This window comes from Aquibium carbonis (assembly GCF_003970795.1).
In the GTDB taxonomy this organism is placed as follows: Bacteria; Pseudomonadota; Alphaproteobacteria; order Rhizobiales; family Rhizobiaceae; genus Aquibium; species Aquibium carbonis.
This window is the reverse complement of record NZ_RWKW01000013.1, coordinates 1-25,321: the sequence shown is the minus strand read 5'-3', so window position 1 is coordinate 25,321 and position 25,321 is coordinate 1. Positions and strand designations below refer to the sequence as shown.

Annotated in this window: 22 protein-coding genes; 7 read left to right on the top strand and 15 right to left on the bottom strand. The window is 65.6% G+C overall.

Annotated elements, in window-relative coordinates; all coding sequences use genetic code 11:
• Nucleotides 1-18 precede the first annotated feature (18 nt).
• The 3 genes from EJC49_RS04380 to EJC49_RS04370 form a co-directional block, all read right to left on the bottom strand.
• Complete coding sequence (locus tag EJC49_RS04380) at nt 19-1,245, bottom strand: ABC transporter substrate-binding protein (protein WP_245453257.1); 1,227 nt, start codon at nt 1,243-1,245, stop codon at nt 19-21.
• Nucleotides 1,246-1,333: 88 nt separating this feature from the next.
• Nucleotides 1,334-2,128 carry an SDR family NAD(P)-dependent oxidoreductase gene (locus EJC49_RS04375; protein ID WP_210211748.1) on the bottom strand — a complete coding sequence of 265 codons (795 nt, stop codon included), beginning with the start codon at nt 2,126-2,128 and terminating at the stop codon, nt 1,334-1,336.
• On the bottom strand, nt 2,129-3,442 hold the full coding sequence (locus EJC49_RS04370) for an LLM class flavin-dependent oxidoreductase (protein ID WP_126698246.1): 1,314 nt from the start codon (nt 3,440-3,442) through the stop codon (nt 2,129-2,131). It abuts the gene before it with no gap.
• Between the two features lie 185 nt (nt 3,443-3,627).
• Here EJC49_RS04370 and EJC49_RS04365 point away from each other — a divergent pair, with 185 nt between their 5' ends.
• Complete coding sequence (locus EJC49_RS04365) at nt 3,628-4,407, top strand: IclR family transcriptional regulator (RefSeq protein ID WP_126698245.1); 780 nt, start codon at nt 3,628-3,630, stop codon at nt 4,405-4,407.
• A 49-nt stretch (nt 4,408-4,456) separates the two neighbouring features.
• Here the strand turns inward: EJC49_RS04365 and EJC49_RS04360 are convergent, their stop codons facing one another.
• From EJC49_RS04360 to EJC49_RS04325, 8 genes are all read right to left on the bottom strand, one after another.
• Nucleotides 4,457-5,428 (bottom strand): branched-chain amino acid ABC transporter permease, encoded by a 972-nt coding sequence (locus EJC49_RS04360; protein ID WP_126698244.1) that lies wholly within the window; start codon nt 5,426-5,428, stop codon nt 4,457-4,459.
• On the bottom strand, nt 5,428-6,309 hold the full coding sequence (locus EJC49_RS04355) for a branched-chain amino acid ABC transporter permease (protein ID WP_126698243.1): 882 nt from the start codon (nt 6,307-6,309) through the stop codon (nt 5,428-5,430). The genes EJC49_RS04360 and EJC49_RS04355 overlap by 1 nt, the downstream gene beginning before the upstream one ends.
• A 4-nt stretch (nt 6,310-6,313) precedes the next feature.
• On the bottom strand, nt 6,314-7,060 hold the full coding sequence (locus tag EJC49_RS04350; protein WP_126698242.1) for an ABC transporter ATP-binding protein: 747 nt from the start codon (nt 7,058-7,060) through the stop codon (nt 6,314-6,316).
• A complete protein-coding gene (locus tag EJC49_RS04345; protein ID WP_245453258.1) occupies nt 7,053-7,808 on the bottom strand; it encodes an ABC transporter ATP-binding protein in 756 nt (251 codons plus the stop codon). Before EJC49_RS04345 ends, EJC49_RS04350 begins: the two co-directional genes overlap by 8 nt.
• Nucleotides 7,809-7,898: 90 nt before the next feature.
• Nucleotides 7,899-9,062 (bottom strand): acyl-CoA dehydrogenase family protein, encoded by a 1,164-nt coding sequence (locus EJC49_RS04340; protein WP_126698241.1) that lies wholly within the window; start codon nt 9,060-9,062, stop codon nt 7,899-7,901.
• Entirely contained in the window at nt 9,062-9,838 is a 777-nt protein-coding gene (locus tag EJC49_RS04335) for an enoyl-CoA hydratase/isomerase family protein (RefSeq protein ID WP_126698240.1), read from the bottom strand. Before EJC49_RS04335 ends, EJC49_RS04340 begins: the two co-directional genes overlap by 1 nt.
• A 15-nt stretch (nt 9,839-9,853) precedes the next feature.
• Nucleotides 9,854-10,972 (bottom strand): acyl-CoA dehydrogenase family protein, encoded by a 1,119-nt coding sequence (locus tag EJC49_RS04330; protein ID WP_126698239.1) that lies wholly within the window; start codon nt 10,970-10,972, stop codon nt 9,854-9,856.
• Nucleotides 10,973-11,097: 125 nt separating this feature from the next.
• Nucleotides 11,098-12,729, bottom strand: a complete 1,632-nt coding sequence (locus EJC49_RS04325) for a long-chain-fatty-acid--CoA ligase (RefSeq protein ID WP_126698238.1) — start codon at nt 12,727-12,729, stop codon at nt 11,098-11,100.
• A gap of 198 nt (nt 12,730-12,927) precedes the next feature.
• Between EJC49_RS04325 and EJC49_RS04320 the strand changes: the two genes are divergently transcribed.
• From EJC49_RS04320 to EJC49_RS04310, 3 genes are all read left to right on the top strand, one after another.
• A complete protein-coding gene (locus EJC49_RS04320; protein WP_126698237.1) occupies nt 12,928-14,130 on the top strand; it encodes an NADH:flavin oxidoreductase/NADH oxidase in 1,203 nt (400 codons plus the stop codon).
• Nucleotides 14,131-14,385: 255 nt separating this feature from the next.
• Nucleotides 14,386-15,348 carry a sugar-binding transcriptional regulator gene (locus EJC49_RS04315; RefSeq protein WP_126698236.1) on the top strand — a complete coding sequence of 321 codons (963 nt, stop codon included), beginning with the start codon at nt 14,386-14,388 and terminating at the stop codon, nt 15,346-15,348.
• Nucleotides 15,349-15,407: 59 nt separating this feature from the next.
• On the top strand, nt 15,408-17,462 hold the full coding sequence (locus tag EJC49_RS04310) for a bifunctional aldolase/short-chain dehydrogenase (RefSeq protein WP_126698235.1): 2,055 nt from the start codon (nt 15,408-15,410) through the stop codon (nt 17,460-17,462).
• A gap of 98 nt (nt 17,463-17,560) precedes the next feature.
• Here the strand turns inward: EJC49_RS04310 and EJC49_RS04305 are convergent, their stop codons facing one another.
• From EJC49_RS04305 to EJC49_RS04290, 4 genes are all read right to left on the bottom strand, one after another.
• Nucleotides 17,561-17,806 carry a type II toxin-antitoxin system VapC family toxin gene (locus tag EJC49_RS04305; RefSeq protein ID WP_126698234.1) on the bottom strand — a complete coding sequence of 82 codons (246 nt, stop codon included), beginning with the start codon at nt 17,804-17,806 and terminating at the stop codon, nt 17,561-17,563.
• A 168-nt stretch (nt 17,807-17,974) separates the two neighbouring features.
• Entirely contained in the window at nt 17,975-19,021 is a 1,047-nt protein-coding gene (locus EJC49_RS04300; RefSeq protein WP_126698233.1) for a substrate-binding domain-containing protein, read from the bottom strand.
• Nucleotides 19,022-19,061: 40 nt separating this feature from the next.
• The gene (locus tag EJC49_RS04295) at nt 19,062-20,051 is read right to left on the bottom strand and encodes an ABC transporter permease (RefSeq protein ID WP_126698232.1); all 990 of its coding nucleotides are present in this window, start codon (nt 20,049-20,051) and stop codon (nt 19,062-19,064) included.
• Nucleotides 20,051-21,556 (bottom strand): sugar ABC transporter ATP-binding protein, encoded by a 1,506-nt coding sequence (locus tag EJC49_RS04290; RefSeq protein ID WP_126698231.1) that lies wholly within the window; start codon nt 21,554-21,556, stop codon nt 20,051-20,053. Before EJC49_RS04290 ends, EJC49_RS04295 begins: the two co-directional genes overlap by 1 nt.
• Nucleotides 21,557-21,703: 147 nt before the next feature.
• On the opposite strand from EJC49_RS04290, the gene mtnK reads away from it, so the two are divergent.
• The 3 genes from mtnK to EJC49_RS04275 all read left to right on the top strand — a co-directional run bounded on the left by mtnK (nt 21,704) and on the right by EJC49_RS04275 (nt 24,803).
• Nucleotides 21,704-22,972: an S-methyl-5-thioribose kinase gene (gene mtnK, locus EJC49_RS04285; RefSeq protein WP_126698230.1), complete on the top strand. Its 1,269-nt coding sequence runs from the start codon at nt 21,704-21,706 to the stop codon at nt 22,970-22,972.
• Nucleotides 22,969-24,063, top strand: a complete 1,095-nt coding sequence (gene mtnA / locus EJC49_RS04280; RefSeq protein WP_126698229.1) for an S-methyl-5-thioribose-1-phosphate isomerase — start codon at nt 22,969-22,971, stop codon at nt 24,061-24,063. The genes mtnK and mtnA overlap by 4 nt, the downstream gene beginning before the upstream one ends.
• A gap of 230 nt (nt 24,064-24,293) precedes the next feature.
• The gene (locus EJC49_RS04275) at nt 24,294-24,803 is read left to right on the top strand and encodes a hypothetical protein (protein ID WP_245453256.1); all 510 of its coding nucleotides are present in this window, start codon (nt 24,294-24,296) and stop codon (nt 24,801-24,803) included.
• The last annotated feature ends 518 nt before the right edge of the window (nt 24,804-25,321 follow it).

Below are 25,321 nucleotides of genomic sequence, written 5' to 3'. Positions count from 1 at the left end.
GCCGGAGCCTTGGGAGGCTTATTGGGTCTTCAGGAGCGGACAGCTGCTTTCCGACGCCGGCCGCCAGACGTCCTCGGCCGGGATCGTCGCGGTAACCGTGTAGTAGTCGTAGGGCTGCTTCACCTCGTCGGGGCTCTTGATGGTGACGGCGTACATCGGCCGCATCACCTGCCCGTCGGCGCGGATCATGACGTCCTTCATCTGGAAGTCGTTGATCGGCATCTCGTGCATCTTGGCGACGACCGCCTCACCCTCGTCGGTGCCGGCTTCCTGGACGGCCTTCAGGTAGTGCGTGATGGCGCTGTAGGTGCCCGACATCGTCTCGTTGGGAATGCGATCCCGGAAGCGCTTCTTGAAGCGGTCGGCGAATTCGCGGGTCTCGTCGTTCAGGTCCCAGTAGCCGGGCGTGACGATCGACATGCCCTGGACGGCCTCCAGGCCGATGCCGTGAACCTGGTTGATCTGGAGTCCCAGCGCCACGACCTGCTGGCCGCCTGCCTGGATGCCGAATTCCTGCGCCTGCTTGACCGCGTTGGCGAAGTCGGAGCCAGAATTGGCAAGCACGATGACGTCCGCGCCGCTCGCCTGCGCCTGCAGCACGTAGGACGAGAAGTCGTTGCTGTTGAGCGGATGCAGCACCGAGCCCAGCACCTTGCCGCCGGCATCCTCGATGAACTTGGTGGCGTCGGCCTGCCACTGCTTGCCGAAGGTGTAGTCGACCGTGATGAAGTAGAAGGACTCGTTGCCGGCAGCGATCATCGACTGGATGACGCCCTTGGCGAGCGAATAGGTATCGAGAACCCATTGGGTGCCCATCGGCGAGCAGGCATCGTTGGTCAGGCCCGAGGAGGCCGTGCCGGCCAGCATGTAGGGCTTCTTCTTCTCGGCCATCATTGCCTGGATCGCGATGGCGATCGAGGAGGCCGAACCACCGACGATGGCGTCGACACCCTCTTCATCGACCCATTTCTGCGCGATCGCCGCACCGATGTCGGGCTTGTTCTGGTCGTCGGCAATCACGAGTTCGATCTTCTTGCCGTTCACCTCGCCGCCGAAATCCTCGATGGCCATGCGCGCCGCCTCGACGGTGCCGGGGCCGCCATTGTCGGCATAGGGACCGGACTGGTCGTTCATGACGCCAATCTTCACCACGTCGCCCGAGATGCCGTCGGCGACGGCTGCCGGCACCAGAAAGGTCGAGGCCAGGAGACCCGCCAAGGCGTATTTCATCGTCTGTGTCTTCATGTCTTTTCCTCCACTTGAGATCTTCGAACTTCCCGAAGGGAGACCTCCGTCCGAAGATGGTTGCATCGGCGGCGAATGCCGCGATGAATTACGAAAACGCGAATGTCATGGCGCCGTCGACGAGCATCATGTCGCCGCTGACCCAGCTGGACTCCGCGCCAGCGAGGAACACAGCGGCATTGGCGATGTCTTCCGGCTCGCCGAGGCGTCCGAGCGGCACCTTCTGGCGCCGCCGCTCCCAGCCTGCCTCGTCGACGACGAGATTGGCGCCATCGGTGCGGGTTGAGCCAGGGGCGATGGCATTGACGCGGATGTTCAAGGGCCCGAACTCGGCGGCCGCCGAGCGCGTCGACGCCTGCACGGCGGCCTTGACGGCGCTGTACATGATGCCGTGCCTGAACGCGATCAGGGCTGCGGGAGACGCGATGTTGATGATCGATCCACCGCCGGCCTCCTCCATCTGGGGAACGACGGCCTGGTAGCCCCAGATCACGCCCTTGAAGCCGACGTCGATCATCAGGCCGATCGTCTTCTCGTCCTGCTCCAGGAGCGAACCGTAGCGATTGAACATCGCGTTGTTGACGAGAATGGTCGTCGGCCCGAACGCGGCCCTGACCTGTTCCGCCGCCTCGAAGACCTCGTCGCGCCGGGCCACGTTGGCGACGAGCCCGATTGCCTTGCCGCCGGAAGCATTGATCTCGTCGGCCGCGGCGCCCGCAATCTCGGGCTTCAGGTCGACGATGCCGACAGACGCCCCTTCACGGGCGAACGCCTCCGAAATCGCGCGGCCAATGCCCCGGCCGCCGCCCGTGACCAGCGCCACACGCCCCTCGAGCCTACCCGTCATCGCCGCTCCTTCCCGCTCATGCACGTGTGTCTTCATTCAACCCACCTTCGCCGCCCTGGCGAAAGTTTCGCGCGACGCCATGGGGATGGCGCCGCCGCGCGTCGGATCGGCATAGGTGCCGCCGGCGCTCGCGTAATCCTTGCCCGACCGCCGCTCGAGCACGATGCCGATGGACTCGACGTTCGGCACCTCGTCGACGCGCAATGCCGCCATCCGCGGCTTGCGGGCGAGCGCCCGTTCTATGAAAGGGGCGAGTTCCTCGTCCTTGCGACGCAAACGCTCGTCCTCGCCATCCTTCAGCGCGGGCATGACCTCGCTGGCGAAGAGTTCCATCGCCTCGCAGATGTGGTCGTGACGATTCATGCCGGACTGCTGGATGAAGATCATCTGGTCGACACCCACGTCGGCATAGCTCTCGAGGTGTTCGCGCACGCTGGCCGGCGTTCCGATCGAACCCGCGCCCGGCGTGTCGCGCATCTCGTCCTTGATCGCCTGGAACCGGTTCCAGAGATTGGTGACGCCTGGCCGGTGCTCGCCGTAGACGGCGTAGTGGGCGATGGAAAAGCCGAAGAAGCGAAATCCGTCCAACCCGCGGCTGATGGCCTCGTCATGGTTCTGGTGCACCATCATGCCGTTCAGTGTCGCGAAATTCGCGTTCACAACATGGCCGATCGGCACGCATTCGTCCGACTTGATGATGGAATAGTATTCGTCGCGCCAGAGCTTGGCCTGGGACGCCTCGACGAAGCCGAAGACCAGGGCCCCGACCCCGTTGCGGGCCGCGCGCAGGATGCTTTCGCGGCGCGAGCACGCCATCCAGATCGGCGGATGCGGCTTCTGCACCGGCTTCGGCACGACGTTGCGCACCGGCATCGAAAAGAACTGACCGTCGAAGCCCGGGTACGGCCGCATGGTCATCATGTTGGCCGTCTGCTCGACGCCTTCGCGCCACATGGCAGTCTTCTGTTCCGGCTCGATCCCGAAGCCGTGCATCTCGATGAGCGAGCCGGATTCACCCGTTCCCCATTCGACGCGGCCACCCGATACGAGATCGAGGGTGGCGAGCCGCTCGGCCACGCGCGCGGGGTGATTGTAGGCGGGCGGAGACAGGCAGATGCCATGCCCGAGACGGATGTTCTTCGTGCGCTGGGAGACGGCACCGAGAAACACCTCGGGCGCGGAAGAATGCGAATACTCCTCGAGAAAATGGTGCTCGACTTCCCACATGTGGTCAAAGCCGAGGCGATCGGCGAGCTCGACCTGTTCGAGCGCCTCGTTGAAGAGCCTCAGTTCGCCATCCTCGCCCCACGGCTGCGGCAACTGGTGCTCATAGAAGACACCGAGCTTCATGGCTCATCTCCTCCCGTCGCGGGCGTCCCTTGCAGGCGCCCGTCTCGTCTCCTCCCGACGTCAGGGCGTGTTCGGCCTTGACGACGGCTACCTTGTCATGCCCAGTGAACCCGAACCAGAAGCAATTCGTACGTGGTGAGCAGTTTCACATCTCTGATACTGCACTGATAGCGGAGGATCGGCCGATGCAGAATTCGCAGGTCAAGTCGGCGACACGCGCCATCGAGATTCTCGAATATTTCAAGCGCATTAGGCAGCCGCGCGCGATGTCGGAAATCGCCGTCGCGCTCGGCTATCCGCAGTCGAGCACGACGGTTCTGCTCAAGACGCTGGTCACGCTCGGCTACCTGAACTTCGATCGAAGCGACCGGCTCTATTTTCCGACGCCCAAGGTCACGTCCCTGGGCGACTGGATTCCCCGTGCCCTGTTCGGCACCAGCCGGGTGCTCGACGCGTTGCGCGACGTGCATGCGGCAACCGGCGAGACCGTTTCCATCGGGACGCGCAACGACGTCTATCTCCAGTACGTCCAGATCATCCAGTCGGTGCACGCCTTGCGGTTCCACGTCGACGAGGGCACGCTGCGGCCTCTGACCCAGTCGGCCGTCGGCTGGATGCTCCTGTCCACCCTGCCCGACGACAAGATCGACAACATCGTGCGCCGCGCCAACATCGCGACCCCGAAAGCCTCCGAGCGTGTCAAGATCGGCGACATGATGGAGCGCGTGCGCGAGATCAGACAGACCGGCTACTGCTGGACCGAGAACGTTCCTTTTCTGGGCGGCGGGACGATCTGCGTGCTTTTGCCGATCAGCATCCAGAACCAGCCGGTCGTGCTGGGGCTCGGTGGCGCGGCCGAACGCATTCGTCTCAACCGCGACCGCTACCTGGCGTCCCTGCAACGGGCGGCCAAGTCGGTACAGCCGAGCGACCCCTTCGACCAGCCGATCGACATCGAGTTCTGAACCCGTCCGGCCAAGAGCGGCTGCCGGCCGCATCCTGCGGCCGGCTGGATCACTGGGCGCCGGCCGGGTTGCTCGCGGCGGCTTTCGGATCCGGCTTGCGACGGTTGGCGATGTAGGTGGCCAGCGCCGAGAGTTCGCCGACGAAGCCGCGCCGGAAGAACACGATGACGATCAGCAGGATCACGCCCTGGCTGATCAGCGCCCACTCGCCGAAACCGGCCAGGTAGTCGTTGAGCCAGATGATGATGCCGGCGCCGAAGATCGGTCCCAGCAGCGTCCCGAGCCCGCCGAGCAGCGTCATCAGGATGACCTCGGCCGAGATCGGCCAGGAGGCGTCGGTCAGGGTCGCGAACTGGTAGACGGTCGCCTTCATGCCGCCGGCCACGCCCGCCATGGCGGCGGAGATGACGAAGGCGAGCAGCTTGATCCGCTCCGGATCGAAGCCGAGCGACTCCACGCGCGGCTGGTTGTCGCGAACCGCCTTCAGGATCTCGCCATAGGGCGAGTGGACGACGCGGTAGTAGACGAAGACGCTGACGAGCGTGAAGGCCAGCACGACATAGTAGTAGGTCAGGTTCTGGCTGACGTCGAACAGGCCGAACAGGGCGTTGCGCGGGATCGCCTGCATGCCGTCCTCGCCGCCGGTGAACGACGACTGGAGGAAGATGAAGTAGAGGAACTGCGAAAAGGCGAGCGTGATCATCGCGAACTGGATGCCCTGGCGGCGGATGGTGAGCAGGCCGATGAGGAGGCCGAGCAATCCGCTGAAGACGCCGCCGGCCAGGATCGCCAGTTCGATGGAGATCGGCGTCGACTTCAGGATGTAGCCCGTCACATAGGCCGCGCCGCCGAAGAACATGGCGTGGCCGAAGCACAGCAGGCCCGAATAGCCGAGAAGCAGGTTGAACGAGCAGGCGAAGATGACGAAGCACATGATCGTCATCAGCGTGACGGAGTAGAAGTGGAAGGGCGCGATGGCCAGCAGCGCGACCGCGACGGCAATAAGGAGAAGTCGGATCATCAGTTCTGCTCCTTGCCGCTGAAGATGCCGGCCGGGCGCAGATAGAGCGCGACCGTCATGAACAGGAAGATCACCACGCTGGCGGCTTCCGGATAGAAGACCTTGGTCAGCCCTTCCACGACGCCGAGCATGTAGCCGGTGGCAACCGCGCCGATGATAGACCCCATGCCGCCGATCACCACGACTGCGAAGACGACGATCATCAGGCTCGATCCCATCGACGGAGACACCTGGTAGATCGGTGCCGCGAGAACGCCGCAAAGGCCGGCGAGGCCGACGCCGAACCCGTAGGTCAGCGTCATCATCTTCGGCACGTTGATGCCGAATGTCTGGACGAGCTGCGGCTTCTCGTTGGCCGCGCGCAGGTAGGAGCCGAGCTTGGTGTGTTCGATGAGGATCCAGGTGCCGAGACAGGTGAACACTGAAAAGGCCACGACCCAGAGGCGGTAGTAGGGCATGAACATGAAGCCCAGATTCACCCCGCCGGGGATGGGGTTCTGATACGGCAGGCCGGTCGAGCCGTACTGATAGCGAACGAGCCCCTCGACGATCAGCGCGACCGCGTATGTGGCCAGCAGGCTGTAGAGATGGTCGAGCCCCGCCAAGGGTCTAAGCAGCACCCTTTCCAGGAACATTCCCGAGATCGCCACGACCACCGGCGCGATCACCAGGGCCGGCCAGTAGCCGATGCCGAGATGGTTGAGCAGGAGCCAGGCCACGAAAGCGCCCAGCATGTACTGTGCGCCATGGGTGAAATTGATGATGTGCATCATGCCGAAGATGATGACGAGCCCCATCGAGAGCATGGCGTAGAACGAGCCGTTGATCAGCCCGATCAGGATCTGCCCCATCAGCAGTTGCGTCGAGATGCCGTCGAACATCGGCTCACACCCCCAGGTAGGATTTGACGCGGCCCATGTCGGCGGCGAGTTCTTCGTTGGTCAGCGTGTCGACGACCGCGCCGTTCTCCACCACCACGTGGCGGTCTGCGACGAGCCTCGCGAAGCGCAGGTTCTGCTCGACCAGGATGATGGTGAAGCCTTGCGTCTTCAGCCTCTTGATGATCTCGCCGATTTCCTTGACGACGACCGGCGCCAGTCCCTCGCTCGGCTCGTCGAGCAGGAGAAGCTTTGCACCGGTGCGCAGGATGCGGGCGATCGCCAGCATCTGCTGCTCGCCGCCCGACAGCTTGGTCCCGGGGCTGTTGGCGCGCGCCTTGAGGTTCGGAAACGTCTCGTAGAGTTGCTCGTCCGTCAGGCCGCCCGGGCGCAGGACGGGCGGGAGGAACAGGTTCTCCTTCACCGAGAGCGAAGCGAAGATGCCGCGCTCCTCCGGGCAGTAGCCGATGCCCATGCGGGCGATCTGGAACGGGCGGCGGGCGATCGTCTCCGCGCCGTCGAAACGGATCGAGCCCGTGCGCTTCTGCATCAGGCCGACGATCGACCGCAGGGTCGTGGTCTTGCCGGCGCCATTGCGGCCGATGAGAGTCAAGAGTTCGCCTTCGCGAAGCTCGAAGCCGATGCCGTGCAGGACGCGCGATTCGGCGTACCAGGCGCTGAGGTCCTTCACCTCGAGGAGCGGCGCGCCGGTCGCGCTGGCGGCCGGCACCGCCGGTTGTGCAAGGCTATTCATCCACGCCTCCCATGTAGGCCTCGACGACCCGCTCGTCGTTGGACACCTGTTCGTAGGTCCCCTCTGCCAACACTTCGCCGTGCTGGAGCACGGTGATGCGGTCGCACAGGTTCGAAACCACCGACAGATTGTGCTCGACGAGCAGGACCGTGCGTCCCACGGCGACCTTCCGGATCAGTTCGGTGATCGGCTCGACGTCCTCATGGCCCATGCCGGCCGTTGGTTCGTCCAGCAGCATCACCTCCGGTTCGAGCGCCAGCGTGGTGGCGATCTCCAAAGCGCGCTTCTTGCCGTAGGACAGTTCGGCCGCCGTGGTGCCGCGGCTCTCGACGATGCCGACCTGTTCCAGCAGTTCCTCGGCGCGCCGGTTGAGCGGCGCGACCGCCCGCAGTGACCGCCAGAAGTGATAACCGGTGCCGTAGGACGCCTGCAGCGCGACGCGGACGTTTTCGAGAACGGTCAGGTTTGGGAAGATGGCCGAGATCTGGAACGAGCGGACAAGGCCGCGACGCGCCACCTCCGCGGTCCGCAGCCTGGAAATGTCCACGCCATTGAGCAGAATCCTGCCCTTCGTCGGCGACAGCGTCTTGGTGAGCAGGTTGAAGCACGTCGTCTTGCCGGCGCCGTTCGGCCCGATCAGCGCGTGGATCGAGCCTCGCCGAACGGCGAGATTCACGTCCTTCACGGCGGCAAAGCCGCCGAAGACCTTGGTCAGGCCTTCGCCGACCAGCGCATAATCCTGGTCGATCGCCGACGCGACCGCGCCCGCCGGAACGGCGGCTTCCATGCTGGCCATGTTCTCCTCCCTCGATCCGCGGAGCTCGCCGCGGCCGTCAATTCAGCTCGGCAGCCGCAGGACCGCCTTCGCCAGGATGTTCTTCTGTATCTCGTTCGATCCGCCGAAGATGGCCGGTGCGCGCGAATCCAGAAACAGGTTCATCGCATCGACCTGATCATTACCGGCTTCGATGTCATCGAAGTAGCGCGCATCCTCCCCTGCCAATGTCAGGGTCTCCTCGGTGATGCGCTGGTAGAGTTCGGTGGTGAAGATCTTCAGCATCGAGACGTCCGCGCCCAGTTCGCCGCCGTCGCGCAACACTTTCGCGAATCGCTCGAAGGCAGAGCCGAGATCATAGAGGTCGAGCCTGTGCCTGGCGTAGCGCGAGCGGAAAGCCGGGTCTTCGAAGGCGCCCCGTGCCCGGGCGAGCTTTTCCAGCCGTTCGATGGCGATCTCGGGGCGGGTCGTCGCGCCGAGGAAGATGCGCTCGTGGCCGAGCACCGACTTGGCCACATCCCAGCCCTGGTCGATCTGCCCGACCACGTTGGCGACCGGTACGCGCACGTCGTCGAAGAACACCTCGCAGAAATCGGTTTCGCCCCGGAGATTGGCGATGGGACGAACCCGAACGCCCGGCGTCGTCATGTCGATCAGCAGAACGGTGATGCCCTTCTGGCGCACCTTCTCGTCGCGGCTGGTGCGAACCAGCGCGAAGATCCAGTTCGCGCAGTGCGCCAGCGTGGTCCAGATTTTCTGGCCGTTGACGACGAACGCGTCTCCGTCGCGCACGGCCGCCGTGCGCAGGCTGGCCAGGTCGGAGCCGGAATTCGGCTCGGAATAGCCCTGGCACCAGACATGCTCGCCGGTGAGGATGCGCGGAAGGTAGTAGGCCTTCTGCTCGTCGGTGCCGTGCTCCAGGAGCAGCGGCCCGATGAGGCCGAGGCCATGGTCCGGGATGCGCGGGCAGCCGAGCCGCCCCCACTCCTCCACATAGATCATGTGCTTGGCCGGCGTCAGCCCCATGCCCCCATGCTCGACCGGCCAGACCGGCGCGAGCCAGCCTTCCTCGGCCAGCGCATGGTACCACACCGAAACCTCGTCGAAGAGCGGCCGCTGCTTGCGTATGAAGCGCAGCTCGGACGGCAGCCTGCGCTCGACGAGATCGCGGAAGGCCTCGCGGAAGGCCTCGTCGGCCAAGGCGTTCCAATCGGTCGCGGACGTCATCAGATCTCGTCCTTGAACACCGCCGGGCGCTTCTCGATGAAGGCGCGCATGGCTTCCTTGGAATCCTCGTGGCGCGTCATCTCGACCGTCAGGTTCTGCTCGAAGCGGTAGCCGTCGCGCAGCGGCATGTTCTCGACCGTGTTGATCGCGCGCTTGGCGAGGCTGAGCGCCTTGGGGCTCTTCGACGCGATGATGCGTGCCATCTTCATGGCCTCGTCCATCAGGTTTTCCAGTGGCACGCAGGCCTCGATGATGCCGCGGCGATAGGCCTCCTCGGCCGGCACGCGGTATCCGGTGAGGATCATCCGGCGGGCGAGCGACTTGGGAAACAGGGACATCGTGTGGCGCGCACCGCCCATGAGGCCGATGTCGATTTCCGGCAGACCGAAAACGGCATTGTCGGAGGCCAGGATGATGTCGGCGGCGATGATCGGCCCCATGCCGGCCCCGAGCGCCGGCCCGTTGACGGCGGCGATGACGGCCTTGCCGCACTCCATGATGCAGTTCGAGACCTCGCGGGTGCGACGCAGATGGCGATAGGTCTCGCCCTTGATGTCGCCGATGGCCTGGCGGTTCTTGATGTCGGCGCCGGCCGAAAAGATTTTCTCGCGGCCAGTAATGACGATGCAGCGAACCTCCGGGGTGTCGTTCAGTTCGTCGAACACCTCGATCATCTCGTCGGAGAAGTCGCGCGAATAGGCATTGACCGGTGCGTTGTCCATCTTCACGACCGCGATGCGGTCCTCGATGGTCACCTTGATGAGATTGTTGCGCACTTTGTCCTCCCGGCCTCAGGCCGCACGTTCCAGATTGACGAATTCGAGCCGCAGATCCTCGGGCTGGCCGAGCGTCGCGTTCAGGCTGATCGCGCGCTTGAGATAGAGCCCGATGTCGCATTCATCGGTGAAGCCCATGGCGCCGTGCAGATGCACCGCGCGGCGGCAGATCGAAACGGCCGCGTCGCCCGCGCGCGCCTTGGCGGCCAGCACGGCCATGCGACCGGCCTGCGCGTCTCCGTCCGCCAGGGTTTCGACTGCGTTGACGACCGCCGCGCAGGCGAACTCGGCGTCCGACCACATGTCGACGAGGCGATGCTGGACGACCTGGAAACTCGCGATCGGCTTGCCGAACTGCACGCGCGCTTTGGTGTAGTCGATCGTGATCTCGACGGCCCGCGAGGCGATGCCGGCGAGCTCCGCCGCGAGCGCGACACGGGCGCTGGTGATCGCCGCATCGAGCAGTTCCGCCTCGCTCGACGCCCTGGCGAGGAGAGCAGCCTGCGGCAGCCAGCACTGGTCGAACCGGACGGTGCCGATTGCGGCGCCATCCACGCCGTGGGCGGTCTCCACGCTTAGACCCACGCCCTTGGCAGGCACGGAGAACAGGCCGAAACCTCCGTCCAGCGCGGCGACCACGAGGAAGTCCGTCGCCGAGACTGCAAGGTCGACGTGACGCTTCTCCCCCGACAGCATGTATCCGCCATCGGCGGCACGCGCCGAGACGCTGCGGCCGATGCCATCCTTCCAGGCCGGCGCCAAGATCAGGCTACCATCGACGAGACCCGCGACGAGACGGCCGCGCTCGACCGATGCGTCCGCCCTGGCCAGAAGGATCGAGGCGAAGACGGCCCCGGTGGCGACCGGTTCGCTGATCAGCGCTCGGCCGAGCGCTTCGCTGACCACGGCCTGCTCGGTCAGCGAAAGGCCTGCGCCGCCCAGGTCCTCGGGAATGAGAATACCGGTCCATCCGGCCTGCGCCATCGCGGTCCACAGGACCTTGTCCATGTCCGCGCCGGCCGCGCGCTTCTGCCGAACCGACGCTGCGCCCGGCTGGCGCGACGCAAGCGTGGCGACGCTGTCGCGCAGCATGGCGAGCATGCCTTCGGAATCGTCGAATATGGATTGCGGCATCTTTCCTCCCCGATGCAGCCTTCACCGTCTGACAATCACGCTATGCGAAGCTTGTCCGGCGTACAAATGAAACAATATGCTGCAGCGTCGTTTCATGAATGTGAAGTCGTGAGATCACCTGCGCCCTAGCTCGGCAGCCGATGATCGCGAAACTGCTCGCGCAGCTTCGTTTTTTGCAGCTTGCCCGTCGCCGTGTGCGGCAGGGTGTCGACGAAGGCGATATCGTCGGGAAGCCACCATTTCGCGACACGACCGGCCAGGAAGTCAAGGAGTTCCTCCCGGGTCGGCGCCGGACCGGCCTTGGGCACCACGATCATTAGGGGTCGTTCCTGCCACTTCGGATGATGGACGCCGATGACGGCGGCTTCCGCGACCCCGGGATGGGCCATGGCGGCGTTTTCCAGGTCGATCGACGAGATCCACTCCCCGCCCGACTTGATCACGTCCTTCGAGCGGTCGGTCAGCTGAACGTAACCATCCGCGTCGATCTTGGCGACGTCGCCCGTCGCAAACCACCCTTCCGCGTCGAGGACGTCTCCCCCCTCGCCCCGGAAATAGCCCGACGCGACCCAGGGACCGCGCACGAGCAGATCGCCGGCGACCGCGCCGTCATGCGCGAGCGCATCGCCGTCCTCGCCGCGGATGCGCAGTTCCACGCCATAGATCGCGCGGCCCTGCTTCGTCTGGACAGCGATCTTGTCGTCGGGAGATGCCGTACGGTGCTTCGGCAGGAGGTTGCCGATGGTAGCGAGCGGGCTCGTCTCGCTCATGCCCCAGGCGTGGATGACGAAGACGCCGAAGTCACGCTGGAAGCGCTCGATGATGGCACGCGGCGCGGCGGAACCGCCGATCACCACGCGTTCGAGCTGCAGCTGCGAAAGATCGATGCCCGGCGTGTCGTCGACATGCTTGAAGAATCCGAGCCAGACGGTGGGTACGCCGAGCGAGAAATTGCAGGCCTCGGCCACAGCGATGTCGAACAGGCTGCGCCCGTCGAGTTGCGGGCCTGGCAGGACGAGCTTGGCGCCGCACATGGCGGCGGCATAGGGAATACCCCAGGCATTGACGTGGAACAGCGGCACCGCGAGCAGAACGCTGTCGGCGCTCGACAGGCGCAGCCCGTCAGCCGCGCAGGCGGTGAAGGAGTGCAGCACGGTGGAGCGGTGGGAATAGAGCACGCCCTTGGGATTGCCGGTCGTCCCGGACGTGTAGCAGAGCGACGAGGCCGTCCTTTCGTCGAACTGCGGCCACTCGAAGACGTCGTCCTCGGTCGCCACCAGATCCTCATAGGCCTCGCAGCCGATCAGGTCGTCGGTCAGATGCGCGGCATCGGTCATCGCAACGAAGCGCTCGACCTTGCCGAGCTTGGCGCGCAGGTCCTTCGCGAGCGCGCCGAAGGTCACGTCGAAGAACAGCACACGGCTCTCGGCGTGATTCAGGATGTAGTCGATCTGCTCTGGGAACAGCCGTGGGTTGACCGTGTGCAGCACCGCGCCGATGCCGGACACGGCGAAATAGAGTTCGAGGTGCCGGTGGGTGTTCCAGGCCAGCGTCGCCACCCTGTCACCCGGCTTGATGCCCATCCGAAGCAATGCCTTGGAGAGCCTTGCCGCCCGCGAACGGACCTCGGCCCAGGTCGTCCGAACGATCGGTCCCTCGCAGGTGCGGCTGACGATCTCGACGTCCGGATGATAGCGGGCGGCATGCTCGATCAATGACGAGATCAACAGTTGCCTGTCCTGCATCAAGCCCAGCATGGGCATTCCTCCCTGGTGTCGAGCCGGCCTCCACCGACGCGGCGGCAAGATCGTCGGCACGACCAGCCAAGTCAATTCGACACGCGGATGCGCAGCAACGTTTCACACTTGTGATACTGGCGGCAGAGGGACCGGCTGGTTTGCGTTATGACCGACGACGTGGTGGAGAGGAATGTCGCATCCGGAGGGAGGAACCAGATGAGCGTCCTGTTCAGCGAAGGCCGTCTCGGCGGCCTCGCACTCGACAATCGGGTGGTGGTGTCGCCGATGTGCCAGTACAGCGCCGTCGACGGCGTCGCGCAGGACTGGCACCTCGTCCACCTCGGCGGCCTGATGATGTCGGGTGCGGGCCTCGTCATCCTCGAGGCGACGGCCGTCGAAGCGGTCGGGCGCGGCACGCATGGCTGCCTTGGTCTCTACGACGATGCCCAGGAAGCCGCGCTCACCCGCCTCGTCGCGGCATTGCGCAAACTGTCTCCGGCAAAAATCGGCCTCCAGCTCACCCATTGCGGTCGAAAGGCTGCGACCCGCACCATTCCCGAGCGCTGGCGCGGCGAGCCGCTGCCCGCCGAGGAAGGCGCCTGGACGCCGGTCGCGCCCTCGCCGATTGCCTATGACGAGGGCTGGCAGGTGCCGGACGAACTCGACGAAGCCGGAATCCAGCGCATCATCGACGCTTTCGCCGACAGCGCCCGCCGGGCCGCCCGGGCGGGTTTCGACCTGCCGGAGCTCCACGGCGCGCATGGCTACCTGATCCACAACTTCCTGTCGCCGATCACCAACCGGCGTACCGACCGCTGGGGCGGCTCGGCCGAAAACCGCAACCGCTTCGCCGTCGAGATCGTCAGGGCCGTCCGCGCGTCATGGCCCAGCGACCGGGCACTCGGCTTCCGGATGAACTCGACCGACTGGACGCCGGAGGGCTCGACGCTCGACGACGCCGTCGATCTCGCGCGCGCGCTGGAGGCGGAGGGGCTCGACTACGTCGTGATGTCGTCCGGCAATGTCAGGCCCGGCATTGCGATCCCGCCGGCGACGCCCGGCCACCAGGTGCCGTTCGCCAGGGCGATCAAGGACCAGACTGGCCTCGCCGCCATGGCTGTGGGCATGATCGTGGAGGCACGGCAGGCCGAGGAGATCGTGTCGTCGGGTGCGGCCGACTTTGTCGCGCTGGCGCGGCCCATGCTCGACAATCCACGCTGGGCGCTTCACGCGGCGGCCGAACTCGGAGCGGACATCCCTTACCCACCGCCCTACCTCCGCGCCCGACCCAACAACTGGCTCGGCTTTCGCCACGTCCATCCATCCGCGAACCCGCCTGCCTCGACGCTTCAGCTCGACCGGCCACGCAGCGTGGCGAGCTGGGACCGGCCGGACGTGGGAGCTGCGAAGGACCGCTGACCGCGGCAACGGGGGCGGCACCGGCCGTCCCCGACTTGATCGGCCAGGCCGCCGGCAAGCGGCGCACATGCCTCGATGTCGTCGCGCGACCCTTGCCGACCGGAACACGAAACGGGGAAGGCGCTGACGCACGCCAGCGGCACGTCTCAGGCGCGCCGTGACCAGCATGATCCCGCTCCTCCATCCGACATGATCAGGGCTGAGTTGACTTTTGTCACCACGCTTGAATAATGTCTAAGCGGGAGGTGACGAGCCATGGCGATCCGCCCAGGCGACCTGATCATACACAAGGCGGCGTGGCTCTATTACACGCACGGCCTGCGCCAGGACGAGGTCGCCCGGCGTCTCGACATTTCGCGCGCATCGGTTGCCATGTATCTGCGCAAGGCGCGCGAGACCGGGATCGTCACCATCTCCACCTCGACGCAGCTCTTTGCCGCCGACGTGCTCGCCCGCAAGATGGAAGATGCCTTCGGTCTCGACAGTGTCTGGGTCGTTCAGGACAATCCCGCCGCGCTGGAATCGACGTCTGAAATCCCTATCGTGGCCGCGAGCGTGTTCCTGTCGCTCGTTTCCAGCGGCCAGAAGATCGGCATCGCTTGGGGACGCACCGTCTACGCCATCGCCGACGCGATGAGCTATGCCGACCTGCAGGACGTGACCGTGGTGCAGCTTTGCGGCAATCTCGGCGCACCCTATTCCTATCGCCCGGACCAATGCACGATGGAGATCGCGCGACGTCTCAACGCCCGGGGACTGAATTTCTATGCACCGCTGGTGTTGTCGACCGAAAGCCTGGCACGCGAGCTGCGGGAGGAGCCGGTGATCCGCGAACAGCTTGCCGGCGTGTCGGATTGCGACCTGGCGCTGTTTTCCGTCGGCGTTGTCGACGATGACGCCCATGTGGTGAAATGCGGCGCTATGACCGCGGCCGAGGTCCATGCGCTGCGCGACGAAGGAGCGGCCGGCGTGATCGCCGGCCAGATGATCGATGCCAGTGGCCGCCTGCTCGACTGCGGCTACAACCGCCGTGTCATATCGGCCGATTTCGCCTCATTGAAAAGCATCCGTCGGCGGATGATGGTCGTGCAGGAAAGCGCCAAGCTCGAACCGCTCCAGGCAGCGCTTGCCGGTGATTTCGCCACGCATCTCGTGCTCTCGGCGGACATGGCGCGCCGGCTTCTGGCGCAGGCCCGCAAGACGGCCGATACGGCCTGAAAACCCGCCCGGCTCAGCCGGGCATCCCACCCTTTCCCCTGCAAGAACACGGACGAGCGATGAAAAACCTCTGGAACGACACGGACGCCGAAGCCCTGGTGGCGCAGTATGCTCGCAAGGGCGTCGATCGCGAGCTGGCGCTGCGGGTTTACACCACGCGTCTGCTCGGCGGCGAGCCACGCCTCGTATTGCATGGCGGCGGCAACACCTCGGTCAAGTCCACGGTGACCGATCTCGTCGGCGACCGCTGGGAGGTCCTGTGCGTCAAGGGCAGCGGCTGGGACATGGCCGTGATCGAGCCGGAGGGACTGCCCGCGGTCAAGCTCGGCGCGCTTCTAAAGGCGCGTGCCTTGGAGAGCCTTTCCGACGAGGACATGGTGGCCTTGCAGCGGGCCAACCTGATCAACCCTTCCTCGCCCAACCCATCGGTGGAGACGCTGCTGCACGCCTTCCTGCCGCACAAGTTCGTCGACCACACGCACTCCACCGCGATCCTCGCCATCGTCGACCAGGGCGAGGACTCCAAGGCGCTCTGCGAGAAGGTGTTCGGCGCGAAAATGGGCTACGTCCCCTACATCAAGCCGGGCTTCGACCTCGCCAAGGCGGCAGCGGAAATCTATGAAAAGGACCCGTCCGTCGAAGGGCTGATCCTCGACAAGCACGGCATCTTCACCTTCGCCGAGACGGCGAAGGAAGCCTATGACCGCATGATCCACTGGGTTACCGTCGCGGAGGATTACGTTGCCGGGAGCGGCCGCGATCCGCTCGTGCCGGCGACGCTGCCGGAAAAGCTGGCGACGCCGGCGGAGATCGCGCCGCTGCTGCGCGGGGCCGTTGCGGCCAGCCTGGGAGAAGGCCGCTTCGACCGCATGGTCGGCGACTTCCGTACCTCGCCGGCCATCCTCGAATTCGTCAACGCCGCGGCTCTCGGCACATGGGCGGCGGCCGGCGTGTCGACGCCCGACCTGTCGATCCGCATCAAGACGGGCCCTATGGTGCTGCCGGCGCCGGAGGGCGATCTGGACAGCTACGCGGCGACGATCCGCGAGCATGTCGCAGCCTATGCGGACGAATATCGGACCTATTTCGACACCAACGACGCGCGAGACGACGTCAAGCGCACCATGCTCGACCCGATGCCGAGACTGACGCTCGTTCCGGGGCTCGGCATGTTCGGCCATGGCCGCACGCTCAAGGACGCCAGGATTGCGTCGGACGTCGGTGAAATGTGGATGGAGGCCGTGAAGGGCGCGGCCGCCATCGGCGATTTCCGCCCGCTGGCCAAGTCGGACCTGTTCGAGCTCGAATACTGGTCGCTCGAACAGGCCAAGCTCGCCGCCAACAAGCCAAAGCCGCTCACCGGCCAGGTGATGCTGGTCACCGGCGGGGCCGGCGCCATCGGGGCCGCAACGGCGAAGCTGTTCGCCCGCGAAGGCGCCCATGTGGTGGTGTTCGATCTCGACGAGGCGCGGGCCGGAGAGGTTGCCGCTTCGGCCGGAAACGGCGCGATCGGCGTGGGCGGCGACGTCACCCGGGCCGAGGATGTGCGCGCGGCCTTCGATCGGGCGGTCGAGGTGTTCGGCGGCGTGGACATCGTCGTCTCGAATGCTGGCGCAGCCTGGGAAGGCGGCATCGGCGAACTCGACGACGCGCTGCTGCGCAAGAGCTTCGAGCTCAACTTCTTCGCGCACCAGACGGTGGCGCAAAACGCAGTGCGCCTGTTCAAGCTCCAGGGCACCGGCGGCTGCCTGCTGTTCAACACCTCGAAGCAGGCGGTCAACCCGGGTCCCAAGTTCGGCGCCTACGGGCTTCCCAAGGCCGCGACCCTGTTCCTGTCGCGGCAATACGCTCTGGAGTATGGCGCGATCGGCGTTCGCTCCAATGCCGTCAATGCCGATCGAATCCGCTCGGGCCTGCTCACCGACGAGATGATCGCCAGCCGCTCGAAGGCGCGGGGCCTGTCGCAGAAGGACTACATGTCGGGCAATCTTCTCGGCCAGGAAGTCACTGCCGAGCACGTGGCGCAGGCCTTCCTCAACCATGCGCTGGCGGAGCGGACGACGGGTGACGTCACGACGGTGGACGGGGGCAACATTCAGGCGGTGTTGAGGTAGCAACCCTCGGGGCCGTTCGCGTAATTCCGCTTGGGGCCGATGTCAGTCGACCAAGGCAAGGACGCAATCAAGCAGACGCCCCCGCCATTCGTCCGCGGCTATGCCAGGTCGGTACGGCTGAAATCGTCGCCCTTGCAGATCAAGGGCACGCCGAACACCTTGGCGCAGCCACAGACGAAGCAGTCACCGAAATTCAGCGCGGCCGGATGACCGACGATCTTGCCGTAGATCGAACTGGCTTCGACGGCCGCATTTCCCCTCTCGGCGGAGATGTCGACGATCGTTGGCGCCCAGCCATTCAGCCAATGCGTCGACGGCCTCGCCGGCTTACGGGACGGTCTCACGACTCGGCCGCATGCCAGCCCCACGCTCTTGGGTCTCGATGCGCGCCAGCGCCGTGACGGTCTCGAACCTGACGAGGGGCGAGACGTCGATTCGATCGACAGGGGTGGCACGAAGACGAAGGGCGGCCCTTGCGGACCGCCCTCCCCGTCCACCGACAGTGCCGGCGACTATTCGTTCGGGTTCGGCATCCAGGCCGGCATGGCCACGTCGGCGTGGGCGAACTGCGGCAGCTTGGCCGAGAGTTCTTCCATGTTCTTGATGTCCTGGCCATTGAGGTCCGCCTGGGTGATCAGGGTCGGCGGCACGATGACGCTGGCGCCCGGCTCCTCGCCGGCCAAAAGCATGGCGAGCGCGCGCACCGAGACCTGGCCGACGACCGCCGGGTTGGTCGCAGCGGTAGCGACCCAGGCGCTGCCCGGTTCGCGCATGGCGGCGATGTCGGCGGTCGAGATGTCGGCGGAATAGATCTTGATGGAGTCCGACAGGCCGGCTTCGTCGACCGCGATCTTCACGCCCTTGGCGAACTCGTCATAGGGGGCAAACATCACCTGGATGTCGGGATTGGCAGTCACGACCGAGCGCGCCTGGTTGGCCACCGAGTTGGCGATCGGATTGTCGAGCGTGCCGAACATGGCCACTTCGTTGATGCCGGGATACTTCGCCTTGAACTCGCGCCAGGTCTCGTCGCGGCGGTCGAGCGGCGCGATGCCGGCAACGTAGACATAGCCGGCCTTCCAGGCTTCGCCATTATCCGCCACCGCCTGCTCAAGGGCCAAGCGTGCCAGGTCGCGATCGGACTGCTCGATCTGCGGGATGGCCGGGTTTTCGACATTGACGTCGAAGGCGACGACCTTGATGCCCGCGTCCACGGCGCGCTGCGCGGCTTCCTTCATCGACTCAGTCAGCCCGTGCTGGATGATGATGCCGTCGACGCCGAGCGCGATCGCCTGATCGACCATGTCGGCCTGGAGAGCCGCGTCCTGACGGCTGTCGAGAACGCGCAGGTCGACGCCGAGCGCCTTGGCCTGTGCCTCCACGCCCGAAAGATAGGCCTGGAAGAAGTCGCCGGTCGACAGGTAGCGAACCAGTGCGATCTTGACCTCGCCCGGATTGTCGAAGGGCGCCGGCATGTCCTGCGCCAGCGCGGGCGCGGCGAAAAGGCCGGCGGCGGCGGCGAGGCCGAGCCGGGAGAAGGTTCTGCGTGTGATGCTCATCGGGTTATCCTCCACTGACTGTTTTGCTGCACGTAACGTCCTAGCGCCTGCTCCGGTTGGAGAGCGCGAAGGTGAAGACGAGCGCGACGACGAGCACCGCGCCCTTGACGAAATCCTGGGTGTAGTAGGGCGCGTTCATCATGGTGAGCCCCTGCAGGAGCACCCCCACGAACAACGCCCCGATCGCCGTGCCAAAGGCATTCGGCTTGGCCGCGCCGAGCACGGCAAAGCCGATCAGCGCCGCCGCGACCGCATCCAGGAGGAGATTGTTACCCGATGCGATGTCGCCGCGTCCAAGCCGGGCGGCCAGCAAAATCCCGCCGATCGAGGCGAAAATTCCGGAGATCACATAGGCCCAGATCTTGTATGCCTTGACCGGCGCTCCGGCGAGTTCGGCCGCCCTCTCGTTGGACCCGACCGCATACATCATCCGGCCGAAACGGGTGTATTCGAGGAAGAACCAGATCAGCAGCGCCAGCACCAGCAGAACCACGACGGACACCGGCAACAGGTTCGGCAGGAAGAAGTCGAAGCGGTGTCGGCCGAGCGCCAGGAAGGCTGGGGAGAAGGTGCCGGCGGCGGTCGACCCGTCGGGCATGGTCATGCCAGCGGCGATCGAACGTCCCTCGGTGGGAATGCGCTGGAGGCCGACCAGCAGGAACATCATGCCGAGCGTCGCCAGGAGATCGGGCACGCGCATGTAGACGATGATGATGCCGTTGACGAGGCCCACCAGCGCGCCGATCGCCAGGCAGAACAGCACCGCCACGAGGGCATTCTGCTCGAGCACCACCATCGCATAGGCGGCGGCCATCATGGAACTCGTCGCGACCGAACCGATCGAGAGATCGAAGCCTCCCACGACGAGGGTCGCGGTCACGCCCAGAGCCAGGATGCCGGTGATCGCCACGGACTGGAAGATGAACACAGCGCTTTGCGGAGACAGGAAACCCGGCGCCGAAACCGAGAAGAACGCGATCAAGCCGGCCAGCAAGGCCAGGAATCCGAAACGAATGGCAGTGTCGGCCATCAGGCGGCGCCCCTCATCGGCTCGCCGGCGACCTGCGCCAGCAGCCGGTCCATGTCGAGGCCTTCATTGCGGTGTTCTCCAACGATGGTGTGTTCGGACATGACGAGGATGCGATCGGCCGTCTCCAGCGCCTCGTCGAGCTCGGTCAGGAAAAGCAGGGTCGTGCGCCCGGCCGCGCTGGCGCGCAGCTTCGAGGCGATGTCGCGCCTTGCGGCGATGTCGACGCCCTGGAAGGGCTCGTCGAGAATGAAGAGCGATGCCGGCTGCGCCATCCAGCGCGCCACCATCACCTTCTGCTGGTTCCCGCCCGAGAGTGTCGACATGTCGTCCCGCTCGCTGCGGCAGACGATCGACAGCCTGTCGATCTGCTCGCGTGCCACCGCGCGTTCGGCACCGCGCCGCGACACGCCGAGCCGGGAAAAACGCTCCAGGAACGGCAGGCTGATGTTCTTGTAGATGTTGAAATCCCCCACGATGCCGCTCTCGGCCCTGTCCTTGGCGACGAGAAAGACACCTTTTTCGATCGCCTCGGCCGTACTGGTCGGCGCATACGCCTCCCCACGCAGGCGCATCGTGCCCGCCAGCGGCCGGCGCAAGCCGAACAGCGTCTCCGCGAGCAGCGTCTTGCCCACGCCGACGAGGCCGGTGACGGCGACGACCTCGCCAGCGCCCAGCACCATCGAAAAGGGACGCGACTGGTCCGACAAGCGAAGGTCGTTGGCCTCGAACACCGGATGTGTGGCCTCTTTGACATCGACGGCCACCAGGTGCATCGCACGGCCGAGCATGGCGTTGACCGCACCTTCATAGTCGAGCGGCTTGGTCTCGAACACGCCGCTGATCGACCCGTCGCGCAGGCTCACGATGCGATCGGCGACACGGCGGATGTCGGACATGCGGTGGGTGATGTAGAGGATGGCGACCCCGTGCTGGCGCAGCCGGTCGATGACGGCGAAGAGCCGGTTGGCTTCCGCACTCGACAGCGAGGACGTCGGCTCGTCGAGGATCATCACCTTCGGCTCATGCGCCATGGCCCGCGCGATCGCCACCATCTGCCGGTCGGCGAGCGACAGGTCCGCGATGCTTGCCCCAAGGTCGATGTCGAGATCGAGCCGCGCCGCGACCGCTTTCGCCTCGCGCCGAACCCGCCGCGGATTATAGAAAAGCGGCGCGCCCTTGCCGCTCAGCCGATCGAGCGTCAGGTTCGCGGCAACGTCCAGCGCGGCGACGACGCCGTCATTGATGTTCTGGTGAACGGTGACGACGCCGGCCCGGATCGCCTCCGCGGGCGAAGCGGGATGATACCGGACGCCACCGAGCGTCATCTCGCCCGCGTCAAGCCGGTGGACGCCGCTCATGATCTTGACGAGGGTGGATTTCCCCGCGCCGTTGGCTCCCATAAGAACAGTCACTTCGCCCGAACACAGGTCGAGCGCAACGTCGTTCAGCACCCGAATGGGCCCAAACGCCTTCCTCAGACCCGTAATGCGGAACGTGGCCTCCATGCGCGGCGAACTCCTCCCTGGAAACCGACGCTACGGCACCATCTCGGCAATTGTCAACATGATTGACAATTGCCAGATGCGTCTCTAGCGTTTTGGAAAGGCGCGAGAATGGAAACCGATGCGCGCCCGACCATGGGGAGGAGATTCATGGAGGCCGCTTCCTACGAGGCGTTGACGGTCGACACGCTGGGTCCGCGCCTCTGCCGGCTTCCGGCGATGCAGGAGCGACTGGGCGCCGACCCATCGGGCTGGCGCATCCGCGAGGTAGGCGACGGCAATCTGAACCTCGTCTTCATCGTCGAGAGCGAAGCGGGCAGCGTCGTGGTCAAGCAGGCGCTGCCCTACGTGCGGCTGGTGGGCGAGAGCTGGCCGCTGCCGTTGAAGCGATCGTTCTTCGAGTACCATGCCCTCACCCGCCAGGCTGCGCGCGATCCGGGGCGCGTACCGGCGGTGCTGCATTTCGACGAGGCGCAGGCCCTGGTCGTGATGGAGTTTCTGTCGCCGCACGTCATCCTGCGCCGCGCCCTGATCGACGGCCGCGAGTTGCCGCACATCGGCCACGACCTTGGCCTGTTCATGGCCCGCACGCTGTTCCGCGGCTCGGACCTTTCGATGAGCGCCGCCGGGCGCAAGGCCGACCTCGCCCTTTTCGCCGGCAATGTCGAGCTTTGCGACATCACCGAGAATCTCGTCTTTTCCGATCCCTATTTCGAGGCCGAACTCAACGCCCATACGACGCCGCAACTCGACCCGCTCGTCGCCGAACTGCGCGCCGACCGCGACATGAAGGTCACCGCGCAGCGCATGAAGCACCTGTTCGCCGCCAAGGCCGAGACGCTGGTGCACGGCGATCTCCACACGGGCTCGATCATGGTCACCGACGACGACACCCGCGTGATCGATCCGGAATTCGCCTTCTACGGGCCGATGGCCTTCGACGTGGGCATGCTCTTCTCCAATTTCTGGATGTCGTATTTCTCGCAGGCCGGTCACGAGCATGGGGGCAGCCGCGACTCCATGCGCGCCTATCTGCTGGGCGTTCTCGACACCTGCTGGACGACCTTCCGCAACGAGTTCGCGCATCTGTGGCGCACCGAGCGGACAGGCATGCTCTACCAGAAAAGCCTGTTCGAGGATCGGGGCGACGCGCTTGGGGCCGAACAGGCACTGGATCACGTGCTGCACGAATTGTGGGTGGATCTGCTCGGCTTCGCCGGGGTCGAGATCCATCGGCGTATCCTCGGTCTTGCCCACAATGCCGATTTCGAGACGATCGAGGATCGCGGCAGGCGCGCGGCCTGCGAAGCCAGGGCCCTGAAGTTCGGGCGCCATATCGCTGTCAACCGGGCCCAGATCCACGGCATGGACGAGGTCAACGCGCTGGCTCGGCGCATCGAAACGGGAGTGGTCGCTTGAACGTCGGGGAACGCCATTTTCGCACCATCTGGCTGGCCGGGGACGGCCGTTCGGTGGAGATCATCGACCAGCGCTGGCTGCCGCACGAATTCCGCGTCGTCACGCTGAAGACGGTCGACGAGATCGCCACCGCGATCCGCGACATGTGGGTGCGCGGCGCCCCCCTGATCGGCGTGACTGCGGCCTATGGCGTGGCAATGCACATGCTCGACGACGCCTCCGACGCGGCGCTCGACAATGTCTGGAGCCACCTGCACGAGACCCGACCGACCGCGATCAACCTGCGCTGGGCGCTCGACGAGATGGCGCGCACGCTGAAGCCGCTTCCGATCGAGGAACGCGCAGCCGCCGCCTATGCCCGCGCCGCCGAGATCGCCGACGAGGACGTGGAGCTCAACCGCGCCATCGGCCGGCACGGCTTGACCCTCATCCGCCAGATCGCCGCGTCGAAGAAGCCGAACGAACCCGTCAACATCCTCACCCACTGCAATGCGGGCTGGCTGGCCACCGTCGACTACGGTACGGCGACCGCGCCGATCTATCTGGCTGCCGAAGAAGGGATTCCCGTCCACGTCTATGTCGACGAGACGCGTCCGCGCAACCAGGGGGCACAGCTGACGGCATGGGAGATGGCGGGCCACGGCGTGCCGCACACGCTGGTGGTCGACAATGCCGGCGGCCACCTCATGCAGCACGGCATGGTCGACATGGTCATCGTCGGCACCGACCGCACCACGGCCCAGGGCGACGTCTGCAACAAGATCGGCACCTATCTCAAGGCGCTGGCCGCGCGCGACAATGCCATCCCGTTCTACGTCGCCCTGCCCTCGCCCACGATCGACTGGACCGTCGGCGATGGGGTGAAGGAAATCCCGATCGAGGAGCGGTCCGGCGACGAGGTATCGCTGGTATGGGGGAAGACGGCCGCTGGCGACGTGGTGCAGGTGCGCATTTCGCCGGACGCGACGCCGGCCGCGAACCCCGCCTTCGACGTCACCCCGGCGCGTCTGGTGACCGGCCTGATCACCGAGCGCGGCGTGGCCGAAGCGTCGGCCGAAGGTCTCAAGGCGTTGTTTCCAGAACGGGCTTGACCCGGCCGGCGCGTATACCGCTTTCACATTCATGACGGTATCCGACACGCCGGGCGGACCAACCCGAGGCGTTGCCGCGCGGCGGACGCATGGAGCAACCGATCACAGGCCTTGAGCCCCTGCGCGACCGATGAGGCGCGCATTCCGGCGCGTTGTTTAAACTTGTCGGGACCAGGCCCACACTTCGTTCAGGGAGCGCCGATATCATCCTGCCGAACGGAGGGTGAAAGATGATCAGGATGGCGATAAAAGTGGCGGTGCTCTTCCTAACCGCCATCGTCCCCATGAAGGCAACCGTGGCAAGCGCATCGTCGTGGCACCCGAACGTCTATACCGTCGGGCACGACACGGGCGGCTACGTCATCGATTACGCGCTCAAGATGCGAAAGATGGAGCGCTCGGGCCGCGCGATCCGCTTTTCCGGTCGCTGTGATTCCGCATGCACCCTGTTTCTGGCGCTCCCCGAGGCGAAGGCCTGCGTTTCCAGAGGCGCTGCCTTCGGCTTTCACCTGCCGTCAGGCTCATCGGCTGGAGACAATCGTCTTGCGGCGAACTTCATGTTGAAGACCTACCCGGCCTGGGTTCGCAGGTGGCTGGCGCAGAACGGCGGACTGACCAGCCAGCTCAAGGTGATGCATTTCGACTATGCGAGCCGATACCTCCCGGAATGCGCTACGGTGAGGAACGTGCGACATCCGTCTTCGGCCGGCAGCCAGTACGCGTTCGCCGACCGCGACTGATCGCCCTTGAGGGAAGACGGGGAAAAGCGCGGCGCCCGTATGTGCCGTGGATTTCCCCGCCGATCGCCTTCCCGACCCCATCGCGCGGACGGGCGCCGGGTCTGATCGATGCGGGACGACACGACGCCTGCCCGCCTCCCTAAGACCCCGATCGTGCCGTGGCCTTGCGGGCGTTCGACGGAAGAGTCCAAACCAGTCCGGCTGAATTAGGTCATCCGAGAAGCCTGCCGGCCATCGCCGGCAGGCCACAGGTCGTCTGGACCTCAGCTTATCGGCCAGGACCGCCGGGGCCACCCGGTCCGCCGGGGCCGCCCGGTCCGCCAGGACCACCGGAACCGCCGGGACCGCCAGGTCCGCCCGGGCCGCCGGGGCCGGCAGCATTGGCGGAATTGCCGGGCGTGCCGTCGGCGTCCGTCCCATCACCGTTGTTGGAAGCGCCCGGGTTGGACGAATCGTTTCCGTCGGGATCATTGCCATGGCCGTTGTTGCCGTTTGCAGTGCCACCTCCGACACCGCCT